The 15,761-nt window shown below is 59.0% G+C and carries 16 protein-coding genes; 9 read left to right on the forward strand and 7 right to left on the reverse strand.

Going from position 1 to position 15,761, the window contains the following annotated elements:
- Window positions 1–230 precede the first annotated feature (230 nt).
- Window positions 231–1,829, forward strand: coding sequence for an ABC transporter substrate-binding protein (locus OHJ17_RS11635; protein ID WP_002906804.1), 1,599 nt, complete (start codon window positions 231–233; stop codon window positions 1,827–1,829).
- 16 nt (window positions 1,830–1,845) lie between these two features.
- A complete protein-coding gene (locus OHJ17_RS11640; protein ID WP_004180136.1) occupies window positions 1,846–2,079 on the forward strand; it encodes a YdcY family protein in 234 nt (77 codons plus the stop codon).
- 8 nt (window positions 2,080–2,087) lie between these two features.
- Here OHJ17_RS11640 and OHJ17_RS11645 read toward each other — a convergent pair whose 3' ends face one another.
- Window positions 2,088–2,537, reverse strand: a complete 450-nt coding sequence (locus OHJ17_RS11645) for a DMT family transporter (RefSeq protein ID WP_004180135.1) — start codon at window positions 2,535–2,537, stop codon at window positions 2,088–2,090.
- Entirely contained in the window at window positions 2,534–3,052 is a 519-nt protein-coding gene (locus tag OHJ17_RS11650) for a GNAT family N-acetyltransferase (RefSeq protein WP_002906796.1), read from the reverse strand. Before OHJ17_RS11650 ends, OHJ17_RS11645 begins: the two co-directional genes overlap by 4 nt.
- A gap of 162 nt (window positions 3,053–3,214) precedes the next feature.
- Between OHJ17_RS11650 and OHJ17_RS11655 the strand changes: the two genes are divergently transcribed.
- Complete coding sequence (locus tag OHJ17_RS11655; RefSeq protein ID WP_002906794.1) at window positions 3,215–3,796, forward strand: helix-turn-helix domain-containing protein; 582 nt, start codon at window positions 3,215–3,217, stop codon at window positions 3,794–3,796.
- Between the two features lie 65 nt (window positions 3,797–3,861).
- Entirely contained in the window at window positions 3,862–4,899 is a 1,038-nt protein-coding gene (locus OHJ17_RS11660; protein WP_002906792.1) for an NADP-dependent oxidoreductase, read from the forward strand.
- 63 nt (window positions 4,900–4,962) lie between these two features.
- Here OHJ17_RS11660 and rihA read toward each other — a convergent pair whose 3' ends face one another.
- Window positions 4,963–5,898, reverse strand: a complete 936-nt coding sequence (rihA, locus tag OHJ17_RS11665) for a pyrimidine-specific ribonucleoside hydrolase RihA (RefSeq protein ID WP_032433141.1) — start codon at window positions 5,896–5,898, stop codon at window positions 4,963–4,965.
- On the opposite strand from rihA, the gene OHJ17_RS11670 reads away from it, so the two are divergent.
- A complete protein-coding gene (locus OHJ17_RS11670) occupies window positions 5,860–6,090 on the forward strand; it encodes a hypothetical protein (RefSeq protein ID WP_020324766.1) in 231 nt (76 codons plus the stop codon). The genes rihA and OHJ17_RS11670 overlap by 39 nt on opposite strands.
- An 89-nt stretch (window positions 6,091–6,179) precedes the next feature.
- Window positions 6,180–6,482, forward strand: a complete 303-nt coding sequence (locus OHJ17_RS11675; protein WP_032433140.1) for a DUF406 domain-containing protein — start codon at window positions 6,180–6,182, stop codon at window positions 6,480–6,482.
- A gap of 97 nt (window positions 6,483–6,579) precedes the next feature.
- Here OHJ17_RS11675 and OHJ17_RS11680 read toward each other — a convergent pair whose 3' ends face one another.
- On the reverse strand, window positions 6,580–8,286 hold the full coding sequence (locus tag OHJ17_RS11680) for an amidohydrolase (RefSeq protein WP_032433139.1): 1,707 nt from the start codon (window positions 8,284–8,286) through the stop codon (window positions 6,580–6,582).
- Window positions 8,287–8,483: 197 nt separating this feature from the next.
- Window positions 8,484–10,589, reverse strand: coding sequence for a TonB-dependent receptor PqqU (gene pqqU / locus OHJ17_RS11685; RefSeq protein ID WP_002906783.1), 2,106 nt, complete (start codon window positions 10,587–10,589; stop codon window positions 8,484–8,486).
- 258 nt (window positions 10,590–10,847) lie between these two features.
- Between pqqU and OHJ17_RS11690 the strand changes: the two genes are divergently transcribed.
- Complete coding sequence (locus OHJ17_RS11690) at window positions 10,848–11,909, forward strand: 7-bladed beta-propeller protein YncE (RefSeq protein WP_020802162.1); 1,062 nt, start codon at window positions 10,848–10,850, stop codon at window positions 11,907–11,909.
- 168 nt (window positions 11,910–12,077) lie between these two features.
- Complete coding sequence (locus tag OHJ17_RS11695) at window positions 12,078–12,299, forward strand: YgdI/YgdR family lipoprotein (RefSeq protein WP_002906779.1); 222 nt, start codon at window positions 12,078–12,080, stop codon at window positions 12,297–12,299.
- A 50-nt stretch (window positions 12,300–12,349) separates the two neighbouring features.
- On the opposite strand, the gene ansP is transcribed toward OHJ17_RS11695, so the two are convergent.
- Both ansP and OHJ17_RS11705 read right to left on the reverse strand, forming a co-directional pair.
- Window positions 12,350–13,804, reverse strand: a complete 1,455-nt coding sequence (gene ansP / locus OHJ17_RS11700) for an L-asparagine permease (RefSeq protein WP_014907513.1) — start codon at window positions 13,802–13,804, stop codon at window positions 12,350–12,352.
- Between the two features lie 189 nt (window positions 13,805–13,993).
- Window positions 13,994–14,881, reverse strand: a complete 888-nt coding sequence (locus OHJ17_RS11705) for a LysR family transcriptional regulator (protein ID WP_002906776.1) — start codon at window positions 14,879–14,881, stop codon at window positions 13,994–13,996.
- A 273-nt stretch (window positions 14,882–15,154) separates the two neighbouring features.
- Between OHJ17_RS11705 and OHJ17_RS11710 the strand changes: the two genes are divergently transcribed.
- Window positions 15,155–15,706 (forward strand): P-loop NTPase family protein, encoded by a 552-nt coding sequence (locus OHJ17_RS11710; protein WP_032433138.1) that lies wholly within the window; start codon window positions 15,155–15,157, stop codon window positions 15,704–15,706.
- Window positions 15,707–15,761 lie beyond the last annotated feature (55 nt).

Consider the following 15,761-nt stretch of genomic DNA (forward strand, 5'->3'; position numbering starts at 1 on the left):
GGCGGCACTGACGGGAAGCGTGAGCCGGGCGGTTATCGCACATTTTTTTGCAGGAATTTTGTGTGGCTCACAACATCCCGAAGCCCACTGGCGTAAAAAGCAGCGCAACGTCGATTAAACCAGCAAATTCCACGCGTTTTGCATAAGGTGATAGCCATTGATTATTTGCCGCCGTCAGGCGGCTGTGCTGTTATTACCGTTCTTATAATCAATAATCAGGACTTATAACCATGTCTACAGGGAAAACCACGCTGGCGCTGCTGCTGAGCGCACTGCTGCCGGCCGGCGCCGCCTGGGCCGCAGGCAATGACACTCTGGTCTACTGCTCAGAAGCCTCTCCGGAGTCCTTCAATCCGCAGATCGCCAGCTCCGGTCCGTCGTTCGTCGCCAGCTCGCAGGTACTGTATAACCGTCTGGTGAGCTTTGACCCGGTGAAAAATACGCCGATCCCGTCGCTGGCCACCGAGTGGCACGTCTCTGAGGATGGCAAAACCTGGACCTTTACTCTGCGTCAGGGGGTGAAGTTCAACAGCAACAAATTCTTCAAACCGACCCGCGATTTTAACGCCGACGACGTCCTGTTCTCCGTGCTGCGCCAGATGGATCCTCAGCATCCTTATCACAAGGTGTCGCAGGGGAACTATGAATACTTCCACGACGTGGGCCTCGATAAGCTGATTAAATCGGTGAAAAAGGTGGATGATTACCATGTCCAGTTCGAGCTCAACGAGCCGAACGCGGCGTTTCTTGCCGACTGGGGCATGGACTTCGCCTCTATTCTGTCGGCAGAGTATGGTGAGGCGATGCTGAAGAAAGGAACGCCGGAAAACGTTGATAACTGGCCTGTCGGTACCGGGCCGTATGCGCTGCAGCAGTATAAAGTGGATTCGCAAATCCGCTATATTGCCAATCCCCACTACTGGGAAGGCGAGGTACCGACCAAGCACTTAATCTTCTCCATTACGCCGAACGTCGAGACCCGTCTGGCGAAACTGCAGACCAACGAGTGCCAGATTATTCCCGCGCCGTCGCCGGTACAGTTCCCGGTGATTAAGGGCAATAAAGATCTGGCGCTGCATGCGGTTGAGGCGCTGAACGTCGGCTATCTGGCGTTTAACACCGAGAAAAAACCGTTTGATAATGTGCTGGTGCGCCAGGCGTTAAACTACGCTACCGACAAGCAGGCGATCGTCAAGGCGGTATTCCTCGATTCCGGCAGCGTGGCGAAATCACCGATCCCGTCGACGATGCTCGGGTATAAGAAAGATCTCCCGGACTACGATTACGATCCGCAGAAAGCCAAAGCGCTGCTCAAGCAGGCGGGTCTGGAGCAAGGCGCGGAAGTGACCCTGTGGTCAATGCCGGTCCAGCGCCCCTACAACCCAAACTCAAAACGCATTGCCGAAATGATCCAAAACGACTGGGCGAAAGTGGGGGTGAAAGCCAAAATTGTCAGCTATGAATGGGGCGAATACCTTGCCGGTATGCGTAAAGGGGAGCACGACAGCGCCCTGTATGGCTGGATGTCGGACAACGGCGATCCGGACAACTTTGCTGGCACATTGCTCAGCTGTGATAATATCCAGACCGGCTCCAACGCCGCCCGCTGGTGTGATAAATCCTATGACGCGCTGGTAAAGAAAGCGCTGTTGGTGAGCGATCCGCAGGCGCGGGCCAAACTCTACGAACAGGCGCAGGAGATCTTTTATCAGCAGGCGCCATGGATCACCCTGGCGACCGGTAAAACCTTCTATGCGACGCGCAGCAACGTCAGCGGCTACACCGTCAGCATGATGGGGAGCGATTTTTCCAAAGCGAAGCTGAATTAAGCGAAAGGAGAACAGGATGGCACATCTGGATGAGGTTATCGTCAAAGTCGATGACGCCCTGGCCGAGGGCGTTATCGCGCATATGAATGAGCTGCTAATCGCCCTGAGTGATGATGCGCAACTCAGTCGTGAGGAACGCTATATCCAACAGCAGCGTCTGCGCACCGCCATCGCCCATCATGGGCGACAGCATCAGGAAGAGCAGGACGCGCGCCGCGAGCAGTTGACCAAAGGGGGCGCGATCCTCTGAAGATGCGCTCAGAACTGGCGTCTGGCCACCAGCCAGGCGCCCACCACCAGCATCACCGCCCCGCATAACGGTCCGATCAGCGCCCGCACCGGCACGCCGTGGGCGCGAACTAAATCCATGATCAACCCGCCCACCAGCTGGCTGGCCACCAGTACCGCAATGGTCGTCGCCGCGCCAACGTTTTGATAACCGCTGATGCTGGCGAAGACGAAAAAGGACCCCAGCAGGCCGGGGATCAGCGTCCACCACTTCACGCTCAGGGCCAGCTCCTGAAAGCCGGCGACGCCCTGGCGCAGCAGTAACATCGTCACGAAGATAACGATCCCGACCAGCGAATTGAGCAGCATAGCGATAAGGATCGTCGACGCCGACTGGGTGATGCGCACCATCAGAGTGTTCTGCACTACCAGGCCAACGCCGGCGGCGATCAGGCAGGCGAGAGTGAGCGACGCGTTCATGCTTTGCCGTCTGGGTCCTGACGCGCATCCAGCTGCAGCTGCATAAAGGTCAGATCCAGCCAGCGGCCAAATTTGGTGCCCACCTGCGGCATCTGCCCGGTGGTGATAAAGCCCAGCGTTTCATGCAGATGCAGCGAAGCGTGATTCTGCGACTCGATGCCGGCGACCATCACATGTTTATTCAGCCGTCGCGCTTCGGCGATCAAGGCGACCAGCAGTTTGCGGCCCAACCCTTTCCCCTGATGTTCGGGATGAACGTACACCGAATGCTCCACGGTATGGCGAAAGCCGTCAAACGCCCGCCAGTCGCCAAACGAGGAATAACCGGTAATGACGCCGTCTTCCTCGCTCACCAGTACCGGAAATCCAGCCAGCTGGCGGGCTTCAAACCAGGCGATGCGGTTGTCGGTATCCACAGTTTTATCATTCCAGATGGCGGCGGTATGGACGACGGCATGGTTATAGATCTCGGCGATCGCCGCGCAGTCGTCTTTAATGGCAGGGCGAATGGACATAGCAAACCTCAATTTTTCGTACACTATAGTAGTACAATATTATTACAATAATGAACGCCACGCTGTCATCCGTTTTCAGCATAATTTTAACGGCTAACCCGGGAATAACACGTCTCGGTGGATGGTTGTGTAATGGGGGGGCGCACACTATAGTGTTACGTTATGAATACTATAGAAGACAACCTCAATCAGCGTATCAGCGCGCGCATCCGCATCGAGCGCGAGTCCCGCGGCTGGTCGCTGAACGACCTCGCCGAACGGGCCGGCGCCTCGCGGGCGATGATCCATAAAATCGAGCGCGGCGAAAGCAGCCCGACCGCCTCGATGCTGGGCCGCCTTTCCGGCGCCTTCGGCATCAGTATGTCGACCCTGATCGCCCGCGCGGAAATGCAGGAGGGCAAGCTGCTGCGCTTTGCCAGCCAGCCGGTATGGCGCGACCCGCAAAGCCACTATCTCCGCCGCCACGTTTCGCCGCGCAGCGATTTGCCGATCGATCTGGTGCAGATTGAGCTGCCGCCCGGTAGCGATGTGCCGATGCCCGCCGCGTCCTATGCGCTTGCCCGCCAGCTAATCTGGCTGCAACAGGGCGAGCTGGTGTTTGTCGAAGGCAATACCCGCCATGAGATGCAGGCGGGGGATTGTCTGGAGCTTGGCCCGCCCAACGATTGTCGCTTTATTAATGAATCCGCAGAGACCTGCGTCTATCTGGTGGTTCGCCTTAATCAATCGCCATCCGGCTCTTAATGGTAAAGCACGTTGCGCATAAAGCAGCTAGCCTCAGTACAGTCTGCTAACAAGAGGAGTTTGCTATGACAGATCAACCGCAACGCCATCGCCGCTGGGTGCTGGCTTCCCGCCCCCATGGTGAACCGACGGCAGAGAATTTCCGCCTGGAAGAGAGCGAAGTGCCGACGCCGGGGCCGGGGCAGGTTCTGCTGCGTACCGTTTATTTATCGCTCGACCCGTATATGCGTGGGCGCATGAGCGACGCGCCTTCTTATTCGCCACCGGTGGCCATTGGCGCGGTGATGGTGGGAGGCACCGTGAGTCGCGTGGTCAGCTCAAATCATGCCGATTATCAACCCGGCGACTGGGTGCTGGGCTACAGCGGCTGGCAGGATTATGAACTCTCCGACGGCAGCGGACTGGTGAAGCTGGGTGACAATCCGCAACACCCGTCCTGGTCGCTGGGAGTTCTGGGGATGCCCGGCTTCACCGCCTACATGGGTTTGCTGGACATCGGCCAGCCAAAGGCGGGCGAAACGCTGGTGGTCGCCGCGGCGACCGGGCCGGTTGGCGCCACGGTTGGACAGATCGGCAAAATTAAGGGCTGCCGCACCGTCGGCATCGCTGGCGGCGCGGAAAAATGCCGCTATGCGGTTGAGACGTTAGGCTTTGATCTCTGCCTTGACCATCGTGCGGATGATTTTGCCGAACAGCTGGCCCAGGCTTGCCCGCAGGGTATTGACGTTTATTATGAAAACGTCGGCGGCAAGGTTTTTGACGCGGTGCTGCCGCTGTTGAATACCGCAGCGCGGGTACCCGTCTGCGGGCTGGTGAGCGGCTATAACGCCACCGGGCTGCCGGACGGGCCAGATCGTCTGCCGCTGCTGATGGCGACCATCCTCAAAAAGCGCATCCGGATGCAGGGCTTTATTATCGGCCAGGATTACGGGCATCGGATCGCCGAATTCCAGCAGCAGATGGGGCGCTGGGTGCAGGAGGGGAAAATTAAATATCGCGAACAGCTGATCGACGGTCTGGACCAGGCGCCGCAGGCGCTGATCGGTCTGTTAAAAGGCGAGAACTTCGGTAAGGTAGTGATCCGCGTCGCGGCGGACGACTAGCCTGGCGGGCTTCGACTGCACAGGCCCCTTTTTCCGCCAGGGAAAAGGGGCCTGGCATAGAGGTCAGGCGTAGAAGGCTAACCGCTGGGCGAGCAGATCGACAAAGGCTTCGCGGTCCACATCCAGCATCAGGGTCGTATTGGGCCGATTACCGGTCAGATGGTAGTAATCGACCACCGTCATCCCCTGGGTATATTTGCCTTCCGTTTCTACGCCAACCCAGCGTTCGATCGTGGTAAAGATCTCCGGCTTGAGGAGCCAGGCGATGGTGCAGGGATCGTGCAGCGGCGCGCCGTCGAAGCCCCACTTTTCATCTTTGTGGTAGGCCATAAAGAAGTCGAGCAGTTCGGCGACGATGGTCGACACCGGGTTGCCAATCTGGCGGAATCGCTCGATATCGGCGGGAAGGATTTGCGCCTTATGGGTGACGTCAAGGCCCGCCATGACCACCGGGATCCCGGACTGAAAGACCACTTCCGCGGCCTGCGGATCAACGTAAATATTAAACTCCGCCGCCGGCTGCCAGTTGCCCAGCCCCATGGCGCCCCCCATGATCACGATGCGGGCGATCTTCGCGTGCAGCTCCGGATGGCTGGCGAGCAGCAACGCCACGTTAGTCTGCGGCCCGGTGGCCACCAGGGTCACCGGCTCCTGGCTTTCCCGCAGCACGCTGGCCATCAGTTCGACGGCGGTGCAGTTCTGCGGCGCAAAGGCCGGCTCAGGCAGGCTCGGGCCATCCAGTCCGCTCTCGCCGTGCACGTTATCGGCGATGATCAGATCGCGCATCAACGGCTTCCACGCGCCGCCGGCAACCGGAATGTCCGGCCGGTTCAGCAGCGTCAACATACGCAGCACGTTGCGCAGGGTCTTCTCCGGGGTCTGGTTGCCCGCGGAAGCGGTGACGGCTTTCACCTCCAGCTCCGGCGAGGCGAGGGCGAGGACCAGGGCGATCGCGTCATCATGTCCCGGATCGCAATCAATCATAATCGGCAGTGCCATAGCAGCTCCTTGTTGGCGATGTTCTGTGACCAGACTAACGCTGCGAGTCGAGGCAGACGAGATGGTGTGCAGAATAGTGTGATGGAGACCACGATTGCTGCGAGGGCAACGCGTATCGTTACGCGACCGTCCGTAAACATGGTGCCTCGTTTTGCGGTGGCGCAAGATGGCGCCCGGCGCGGCGCGATATAATAGAAAAATTGCTAATCCTTACGGATATTAATGGTTTGCTTTTCGGCGGGCGGGTTCTTATCCTTAAGAAAACTCAAGAGGTTATTACGATGAAAGATGTAGTAGATAAATGCAGCACCAAAGGCTGCGCCATTGATGTCGGGACGATCATTGATAACGAGGACTGCGTCTACCGGGCCGAGAAGGTGTTCCCAAGCCGCGAAGAAGCGGAATCCACCGTAGCCGCCGTGCGCGAACGTGCTGCCGCCGCAGCGCCGGCCAGTGAACCGCCGCAGGTCGATTACACCATCGTCGCCGCCGCTGGCGACGCGGTGAAACTCGACCTCTCCATCGCCTTCTCCTGCCAGGCAGAAAAGATCATTTTCGAGTTATCCCTGCGAAATCTGCTTTAATTCGCTCCTGTAGCGGAAGCGCGATGCTCTGGCGGGCAGACGCCTTCCGCTGATGCAGCACGCTGCCCGCCCGGCGACCTGAGCCGGGTGAGCGCGGTTAGTCTTGAAAGACGACGTTTCCGCCAACCATGGTCATCACCACGCGGCTGGCGCCAATCTCCTCATGGGCTACGGCGAAGATATCGCGGTCCAGCACCTGAAAATCAGCGACTTTGCCGACCTCTATCGATCCGCGTACCGCTTCTTTCCCTTCCTGATAGGCCGCATTGATGGTGTACATCCGCACGCCGTCCGCCACGCTAATTGCCAGTTCCGGGCGAATAACGTTGCCGCTGGAAGATGATTTGCGGGTGACCGCTGCCTGAACCATTTTGCGCCAGTTCACCAGCGCCATAATGCCATCTGACCCGCCGGCGATGATGACCCCAAGGTCGATGATATCCCGTAGCCCTTTGCAGATTTCCCCCTTGATGCCACAGTAGCGGGCGCGCTGTTCATAGTCATATGCCGGGCCGCCGAGTGAAGGTTGTTCGGAAAGCAGAATGCCGTATTTTGCCGCCATCACGAAATCTTGCCGATCGCCCATTGAGCCGTGCAGCACATAATGCCGTCGGCTCTCCCCCGGATAGCGCTGAATCGCCTGCACGAAGCTGTTAATCGTGACTTTTACCGCCTTATCGCCGACCGCATGGACTGCCACCTGAAAACCGCGCTGGTGAGCCAGCAGAATCATCTGCTGTAGCGCCTCAACTTGTGCTTCCTCGGTCGCCTCGGGGCCACCAAACACCGAGCGTCCGCGATATCCCGGCCGGTCGGCGTAATCCTGATTCATCCACGCTGTGTGCGATGTGGGAACGCCATCGCAGAACAGTTTTATGGTCCGACAGTCCAGCCAGTCCCGGTCGGTGAACTGGGAGAAATCAAAGCTATCCAGATCGCGCTTCAGGGTGGCGCAGGACTGAACGCCCCGCTCGGCGGAGTAAAAGGCGATGGATACCCGGGCGGTGAGTTTTCCTTCATCCTGCAGTTCACGGTAGGCGGCGATGGCGCGATCCCCCGCGGCGCCCACCTCGCGCGTGTTTTCCCCCGGACCCATGGCGCCTTCCGTGTAGCTGGCATACCCTTCGCTGTTCATCAGGCGCTGGGCTGCCATAAGGTTCTCTTTGAGGGCCGCTACGGTCAGACGGGGCATCGTGCCGGATGCGAGATGCAGGGCGGGCAGGTCGATGAAATTGCCGTCCAGTTCGCCACTGGCCGTTCGCCCCAGATGTCCGCCGAGGGGATCAGGGGTGCTGGCGTCAAGACCGGAGAGGGCCAGCGCCCGGCTGTTGACGATGCAGGAGTGACCGTCCCACAGGGCGAGCAGGGTGGGATGATCGGCCGTGACGTCGTCAATATCCCAGCGCGTCAGGGAGCGCTGCTCGGCCGCGCACTCCTTGATTGCGTTTGGATCCAGACCGCAGACGCGGATCCATGCCCCGGCGGGAGTGCGGGCTGCCTGGTCGCGCAGTCTTTCCCGCAGTACTGCCAGGGAACGCACGTCCTGGCAGTTCAGGCAATGCCAGCTGTCAGCGAGCCAGCCGATATGGATATGTGAGTCATGCGCGGCGGGTAAAATGAGTTTGCCGCCAAGGTCAATGACCTGCGTCTGGGGACCAATATGCTGCTGAATCTCCTGGTCTTCACCAACGTTAATAATCCATCCCTGCTTCACGGCGATGGCGCGCTTAAAACTAAAATGTGCGTCCACCGTGGCGACCTTGCCGTTAATCAATACGCAGTCCGCATAAACGACATTATCCATTTATCCCTCCCTGGCTGATAAAAGTGCCGATCAATATAAATAGTAACTATGGTGATTATGTTGTGGCTATCTGACTACGAAGGGGGGGGAGTGTCAAGCGCGGGTGGTTGGCGGGTGTCCGCCTGGCGGTGGAATAGACGGTAAGGAAAAGCGCTTCGCCCGCCGATCGCGAGAGCCATCGGCGGGGAAGGGGCGCGTTATTCGAAGCGCCAGGCGAGGTTCAGGCCGATGCCGTAGTTACGTCCCGGGGCAGGCTCGTAGTAACGCCCGTTAGACTCGTTAACGATGACAGACCCGACGTACTCCCGGTCGAACAGGTTGTCGATGCGACCGAACAGATCCATATCCATCCTGCCGTAGCTCCATTTATAGCCGGTCGTCAGGCCAACCACCGTCCAGGAGGGCGCTTTGGCGGTGTTTTCGTCATTGGCCATGATATCGCTCATATAGCGAATATCGCTCCCGGCGTACCAACCTTGCTCCGGCTGATAGCCAAAGGAGGCGTAGCCCATATTGCGCGCGATCCCCGGAATGCGATTGCCATTGCAGCTGGCGTCGTCGCAGACGTTAGTGCGATAGGTCGCGTCCAGCCAGGTCCAGGCCGCCTTCAGACGCCAGCTCTCGCCAAACTGCTGATCCAGCCCCAGCTCCATCCCCTGACGGCGGGTCTTGCCGGCGTTTTTATAACTGGTGCGCCCGCCGCTGCTGCTGTCGACCACAATCTCATTATCGGTATTGGTCTGGAACAGGGCGGCGGTGAACAGCCCATTGCCGATCCGCGTCTTGCTGCCGATCTCCACCGTGTCGTTGGTGGAGGGTTTCAGGCCGAAGTTGAGGCCGCTCTGGTTATCGGAGCGGTAGGAGAGTTCGTTAATGGTTGGCGTCTCGAAGCCGCGGCCGGCGGAAAGATAGACGTTCCACGCGTCGGTCAGGGCATATTTCAGCGAGCCCGCCGGCAGCCATTTGTGATAGCTGGCATCACCGCTGTCATCGCCATTGCCTGGGGTGATGTAGTAGTCGTTCGAGTCGAACCATACCGAGCTGTAGCGAACCCCGGCATCGAGCGAGAGTTTGTCAGTGAGCTGCCACTGGGTCTGCAGGTAGGGGTCGACGTTCCACATCAGGTTGCGTTCGTTACGGCGCAGCGCGCCCTGTTCGCCATACTGCGGCGCGCCGTTGACCATCACAAAGTTTTCATACCCTTTGCGCCGCTCGCTCATGTTTTCGTAGTCGAGACCGGCGGTGAGCGTGACGGGCACCAGCAGCTCTCCGCGATGGGTCAGCCGGGTATCGATCCCCTGGTAGTGACGGGTAAGGTCGATCACCCCGCCGGCATGGCTCGGCTTCAGCTGCGGCGCGCGCGGGATCGACTGGAACTGAGTGGTTTCACGTTCTCCAGCGTACATCATAACGCTGAGATCGTCCTGGGCACTGAGCTGGCGCTCATAGCGCAGGCCGGCCTGGGTCTGTCGGGTATTCTTGCGGGTATTATACTGGTCGCCGCGCGGCGACTGGCGCGGGTTATCGCGCCATTCATCGGCGGTCAGGCCACCGGCGTCATTGGCTTTGATATCCACGCTATTCAGCAGCAGAGTCAGCTTACTGACGTCGTTGATGCGCACCCCCAGCCGGGCGTTCGCCAGATTTTTGCGCGCGCCGCTGTGATCGCGATAGCCATGGGTGGTGAAGCGATTGGTTGAGACCGTGTAATCCACATCGCCTGCGTGGCTGCCGTCGCCAACGGCGCCAGTGGCTTTCATCCCGTAGTGCCAGGTGCCGAAGCTGCCATAGTAGCTGCTGGCTTCCACGGTGGGCGGCTGGGTGCCGGTCTGGCTGGTGACGTTGATCACCCCGCCGGACGAGTTACCGTACAGGGCAGAGAAGGGGCCGCGCAGCACCTCAATGGTGTCAACGCTGCCGATATCAATATTTGAGGTCTGCCCCTGGCCGTCGGGCATGGTGGCCGGAATGCCATCCACATAGATGCGCAGTCCGCGCACGCCATAGGTTGAGCGCGAGCCAAAGCCGCGAATCGACAGCTGCAGATCCTGGGCATAGTTTTGCCGGTTCTGCACCTGCAGGCCCGGCACGGCGCCCAGCGATTCAGAGAGATTGACGCGCGGCGCGGCCTGGCGCATCTCATCCCCATTCACCACGCTGACGGCGGCGGGGGTATCCAGTTCAGAAACCGTGGTTGGCGCGGCGGTCACCACCATGGTTTGTTCATCAGCGGCCTGGGCTGCGGCAATGAGCGGCAAGAGCAGGGCCGGGAGGGCGGCGTGACGCACGGACAGGATTTTCATCGATAATACTCAAAGACGAACCAAATGGAACATATGTATATATGTTACCTCGTTTGTAAAATATTTGAAAATTATTAACTGCTGCTGGTTAACGGATAGTGCTCGCCAGGCATGAATTTACCGCACAACAACAATTAGCGCTCCACTTTGAGATAAATAATGATTACTATTCGCATTCAAAAATAAGGGTAAAGCCAGGACTTTACCGCCGGAAGCGATGTCGGGTCAGCACATACTGGTTTATCAAAGGGAGTCGTCATGTCATTACGTCATTTTGCCGCGCCGCGTCTGCGCCATTCACTGCTCGTCACTTCTCTGCTGCTGGCAGGCAGCTTTAGCGCCCACGCCGCGGAAGAGATGCTGCGCAAGGCCGTCGGAAAAGGGGCCTACGAAATGGCCTACAGCCAGCAGGAGAATGCGCTGTGGGTCGCCACATCACAGAGTCGTTCGCTGGACAAAGGCGGGGTGGTTTACCGTCTTGACCCCACCACCCTAGACGTGACGCAGATTATTCACAACGATCTGAAGCCGTTCGGCGCCGCTATCAACCATGCCACCGGCACGCTGTGGTTTGGCAATACCGTCGACAGCACTGTCACCGCTATTGACGCCAAAACCGGCGCCGTGAAGGGGCGCCTGGTGCTGGACGAGCGTCAGCGCAGCGAAACCGTGCGTCCGCTGCAGCCGCGCGAGCTGGCGGTCAATGAGCAGACCAACACGGTCTACATTACCGGTCTGGGCAAAGAGAGCGTGATTTGGGTGGTAGATGGCGCGACCCTGAAGCTGAAAACGACCATTACCGGCACCGGGGCAATGGCGACGGGTCTGGCGATCGATCCGCAGGCTAAGCGTCTGTATACCACCAACGCCGACGGCGAACTGCTGACCATCGACAGCGAGAGCAACACGATTGCGTCGCGCAAAAAATTGCAGGATGACGGCAAAGCGCATTTCTATCTTAACCTGAGTCTCGATACCGCCGGCCATCGTGCCTTTATTACCGACAGCAAGCAGCCGGAAGTGCTGGTGGTCGATACCCGCGACGGCAAGGTGCTGGAGAAAATCGCCGCGCCGGAGTCGCTGGCGGTGCTGTTTAACCCCGCGCGCAACGAAGCCTATGTGACGCATCGTAAGGCCGGGGAAGTCAGCGTTATCGACGGCAAGAGCTACAAGGTAGTGAAGACCTTTAAAACGCCGACTCACCCCAACAGCCTGGCGCTCTCCGAGGACGGCAAAACGCTGTACGTTAGCGTGAAACAAGCTTCCAGCCGTGAGAAAGAAGCCACCGCGCCGGACGATGTGATCCGCATCGCCCTGTAAGACCTCAGCGCGACGAAACCGGAAAACGGTGGTCGCGCTCCGCATGCCGCCGGGCCAGGCCCGGCGACTCACCCTCTGTTACAAACGCCTATTGGCCTGACAAACCAGATGGTTATACACTTAACCCTTTCCCGCCACGTGCGGGCAGTGGTAATCAGTGGAGATAAAATGAAAAAGCCATTCATGGTGATTTGCGCCGGCGCGATGCTGGCGCTGCTGGCAGGTTGTTCGTCAAACTACGTTATGACCACGAAGAGCGGTCAAACTATCGTTACCCACGGCAAGCCGCAGCTGGATAAAGAAACGGGGATGACCAGCTATATCGATGAGTCAGGTAATAAGCGGGAAATTAACAGCAGCGATGTGTCGCAGCTGGTTGAAGATAATTAAGTTCTGACCTCCCGGTTTGCCCGCGATGGACAAACCGGGAGTCCTGCCAGTTACTTCCTCAGCGTCGGCGCCGTGCTGTGAATCTCATGCACGCGTTTACGCACACCAAACCAGCCAGCCACCAGCAATACCGCCAGCAGCGGAATTGATCCTATGGTGTAGGTACCGTTCGGATAATCGAAGGCCATCAGCACCAGCACGCTGAACAGGAACAGCAGCGTCAGCCAGGAGGTGAACGGCGCCCCCGGCATTCTGAAGCTGACCTTTGCCGCTTTCCCTTCCTTGATCGCTTTGCGCAGACGCATCTGACACACCACGATAAAGCCCCAGGAGGCAATGATCCCCAGCGAGGCGACGTTGAGTACGATCTCAAATACCTGAGATGGCACCAGATAGTTGAGGAAAACCCCGACTACATATACCCCCAGCGTCGCCAGGATCCCGGCGTAAGGGACGTGGTGACGGCTCATCTTCGACATAAACTTCGGCGCGGAGCCTCCCATCGACATCGAGCGCAGAATACGCCCGGTACTGTAGAGACCCGAGTTAAGGCTGGAGAGGGCCGCGGTTAACACCACGATGTTCATCACGCTGCCGATATATGGCACGCCCAGCTTTGAGAAGAAGGTAACGAACGGGCTCTGTCCGGCCTGGTAGGCGTTCCACGGCAGAAGCAGCACCAGCAACACCACCGAACCGACATAGAACAGACCGATACGCCAGATCACGCTGTTGATGGCCTTCGGCACCATTGTCTCCGGATCCTTACACTCTCCGGCCGCGGTCCCCACCAGCTCGATGGAGGCGAAGGCGAAGACAACCCCCTGCACCAGCACCAGCGCCGGCAGGAGGCCGTGCGGGAAGAAGCCGCCGTTATCGGTGATCAGATGGAAGCCGGTGGCATTGCCGTCCAGCGGCTTACCCGAGCCGAGGAAAATGGTGCCGACCACGAGAAAGGCGACGATCGCCAGCACCTTAACCAGCGCGAACCAGAACTCCATTTCGGCGAACCACTTCACGCCGATCATATTCATGGTGCCGACGATAGCCAGCGCGCCGAGGGCGAAGACCCACTGCGGCACATCGCCAAACGCGCCCCAGTAGTGCATATACAGCGCCACGGCGGTGATATCGACAATCCCGGTCATCGCCCAGTTAACGAAGTACATCCAGCCGGCCACGTAAGCGGCTTTTTCACCGAGGAACTCCCTGGCATAAGAGACGAAGCTGCCGCTCGAGGGGCGGTGGAGGACCAGTTCGCCGAGGGCGCGAAGAATAAAGAAGGAGAAGATGCCGCAGACCAGATAGACCAGGGCGAGCGCTGGCCCTGCCATTTGTAAACGTGCCCCGGCGCCGAGGAACAAACCGGTACCGATGGCGCCGCCGATGGCGATCATCTGTACCTGACGGTTGCCCATCGCTTTGTGATAACCCGCTTCATGTGAGTTAAGCCAGTGGCGTTTTGCAGCATGATGCTCCGCTGCACTTTCGTGTTTCGTATTCATTGATGTATCAGTTTCCTGTCAATGCCCATGTTTGCAGCCGGAATGGAGGACGGCTGGCACATTATGCTGGCTTTCTCATCATTCTGACGTAGGAGATAAGCTCAGACATGGCGCTGAATCCTACACGTAACCTAATAGTTACGCACCTAAAACATTTACCGAGAGCATTTGACAGATTTATCAATGAGATCAGCGTCGCAGAGTTTCCAGTAACAGCGTGAAAGCGCTGGTATGCTGGCGCCGGCTGGGGTAATAGAGATGGTAGCCGGGGAAGGCGGGGGTCCACTCCGCCAGCACCCGCACCAGCCGGCCGCTGGCTAAGGCCTCCGCCACGCAGTCATCCGGCACGTAGGCCAGCCCGAGGCCCGCCTCCGCCGCGTCGATGCGCTGCGGCAGGCTGTTGAGGATCAGCTGTCCCTCCACCCGCACCTGAATCTCCCGGCCATCGCGGGCAAATTCCCAGGCGTAAAGTCCCCCTCGTGTCGGCAGGCGCAGATTGATACAGCGATGTTGGGCAAGATCCCAGGGCGTTTGCGGCGTACCGGCCCGCTGCAGATAGGCCGGCGAACCCACCACCGCCATCCGCATATCCGGGGCGATGCGCACGGCAATCATGTCTTTTGCCACCTGTTCGCCGAGACGCACCCCGGCGTCGAAGCGGTCACCCACGATATCCGTGAGCCCATTATCAACAGTGATTTCGATGTTAATATCAGGATATTGCAGCATAAATGGCTTTAGCGCCGGCCAGAGTACCGCGCTGGCGGCATGCTCCCCGGCGGTAATGCGCAGGTTGCCCGCCGGGCGTTCTCGGGTGTCGCGCAATGCAGCCAGGGCCTGCTCGATCTCTTCCAGATGCGGACCGAGGCGCTGAATCAGTCGCTCGCCCGCTTCGGTCGGCACCACGCTGCGGGTGGTGCGGGTCAACAGCCGGACATCGAGCCGCGTTTCGAGATGGCGCATGGCATGGCTGAGCGCCGACTGCGACACGCCAAGCTGGGCCGCCGCGCGGGTAAAGCTGCGTTCACGCGCCACCACCATAAAGGAGAGCAGATCGTTTACGTTCTCTTTTAGCATAATCTTTCCGGATTGATGAATACTGCTCACAGGTACGCAGAGTGTATGCCCGGCCTGAGGATTGTGCCAGCCTGATGGCCGGACGCAGTGGAGCAGAATGGTTATGGCGGATGATTTATTCCTCTGTGCAGGGCAGGTATTGTAGTAGGCCCAAAAAACGCCAGCGCCAGGTGAACCGACATTCGCTGGCGCGGCATGACCGGGGGGACGGCAGCCTGAAAGATGATTCAAGAGTATCGCCAGGCAGAGTCTGGTAACCGGGGAGAAACAGAGATGAATATCAACGTGGTCGGCACCAGCGGCTCAGGCAAATCCACTTTGGCCCGGCGCCTGGCGCACAGGCTGGAATTACCCTGGATCGAGCTCGATCGCCTGTACTGGCGGCCGAACTGGCAGGGCGCGCCGGATGAGGCATTTTTCGCCGCCATTGCCGCCGCGACGGCCACGCCGGGCTGGGTGCTGGATGGCAATTACAATCGCAGCCGCAGCGTTAAATGGCGTGCGGTGGATTTGGTGATCTGGGTAGATTATGGTTTCTGGCGCACGCTGCGCCAGGCGGTATGGCGGGCGGCGAGCCGGGCGTGGCGGCATCAGGAGCTGTGGCCGGGCACGGGCAACCGCGAGAGCTTTCGCCGTTCGTTCTGCAGCCGGGAATCCATTATCCTCTGGACGCTGAAAACCTGGCGGCAGAATCGCCGACGCTATCTGGCCGACATGCAGGATCCGCAATATCGTCATATTCGCTTCGTCCGGGTGCGCAGTCCGCGGCAGGCTGAGGCGCTGCTCCGCGAGCTGGAAGCGCAGCGGCCAGGCGGGCATATCTAATTTTCAGCAGTACACATGTGAATTAATTGTTTCTCAATAGTTAGCTGAGATTTTA

The organism is Klebsiella sp. KP20-425-1 (assembly GCF_025813515.1).
GTDB classification, from domain to species: domain Bacteria; phylum Pseudomonadota; class Gammaproteobacteria; order Enterobacterales; family Enterobacteriaceae; genus Klebsiella; species Klebsiella pneumoniae.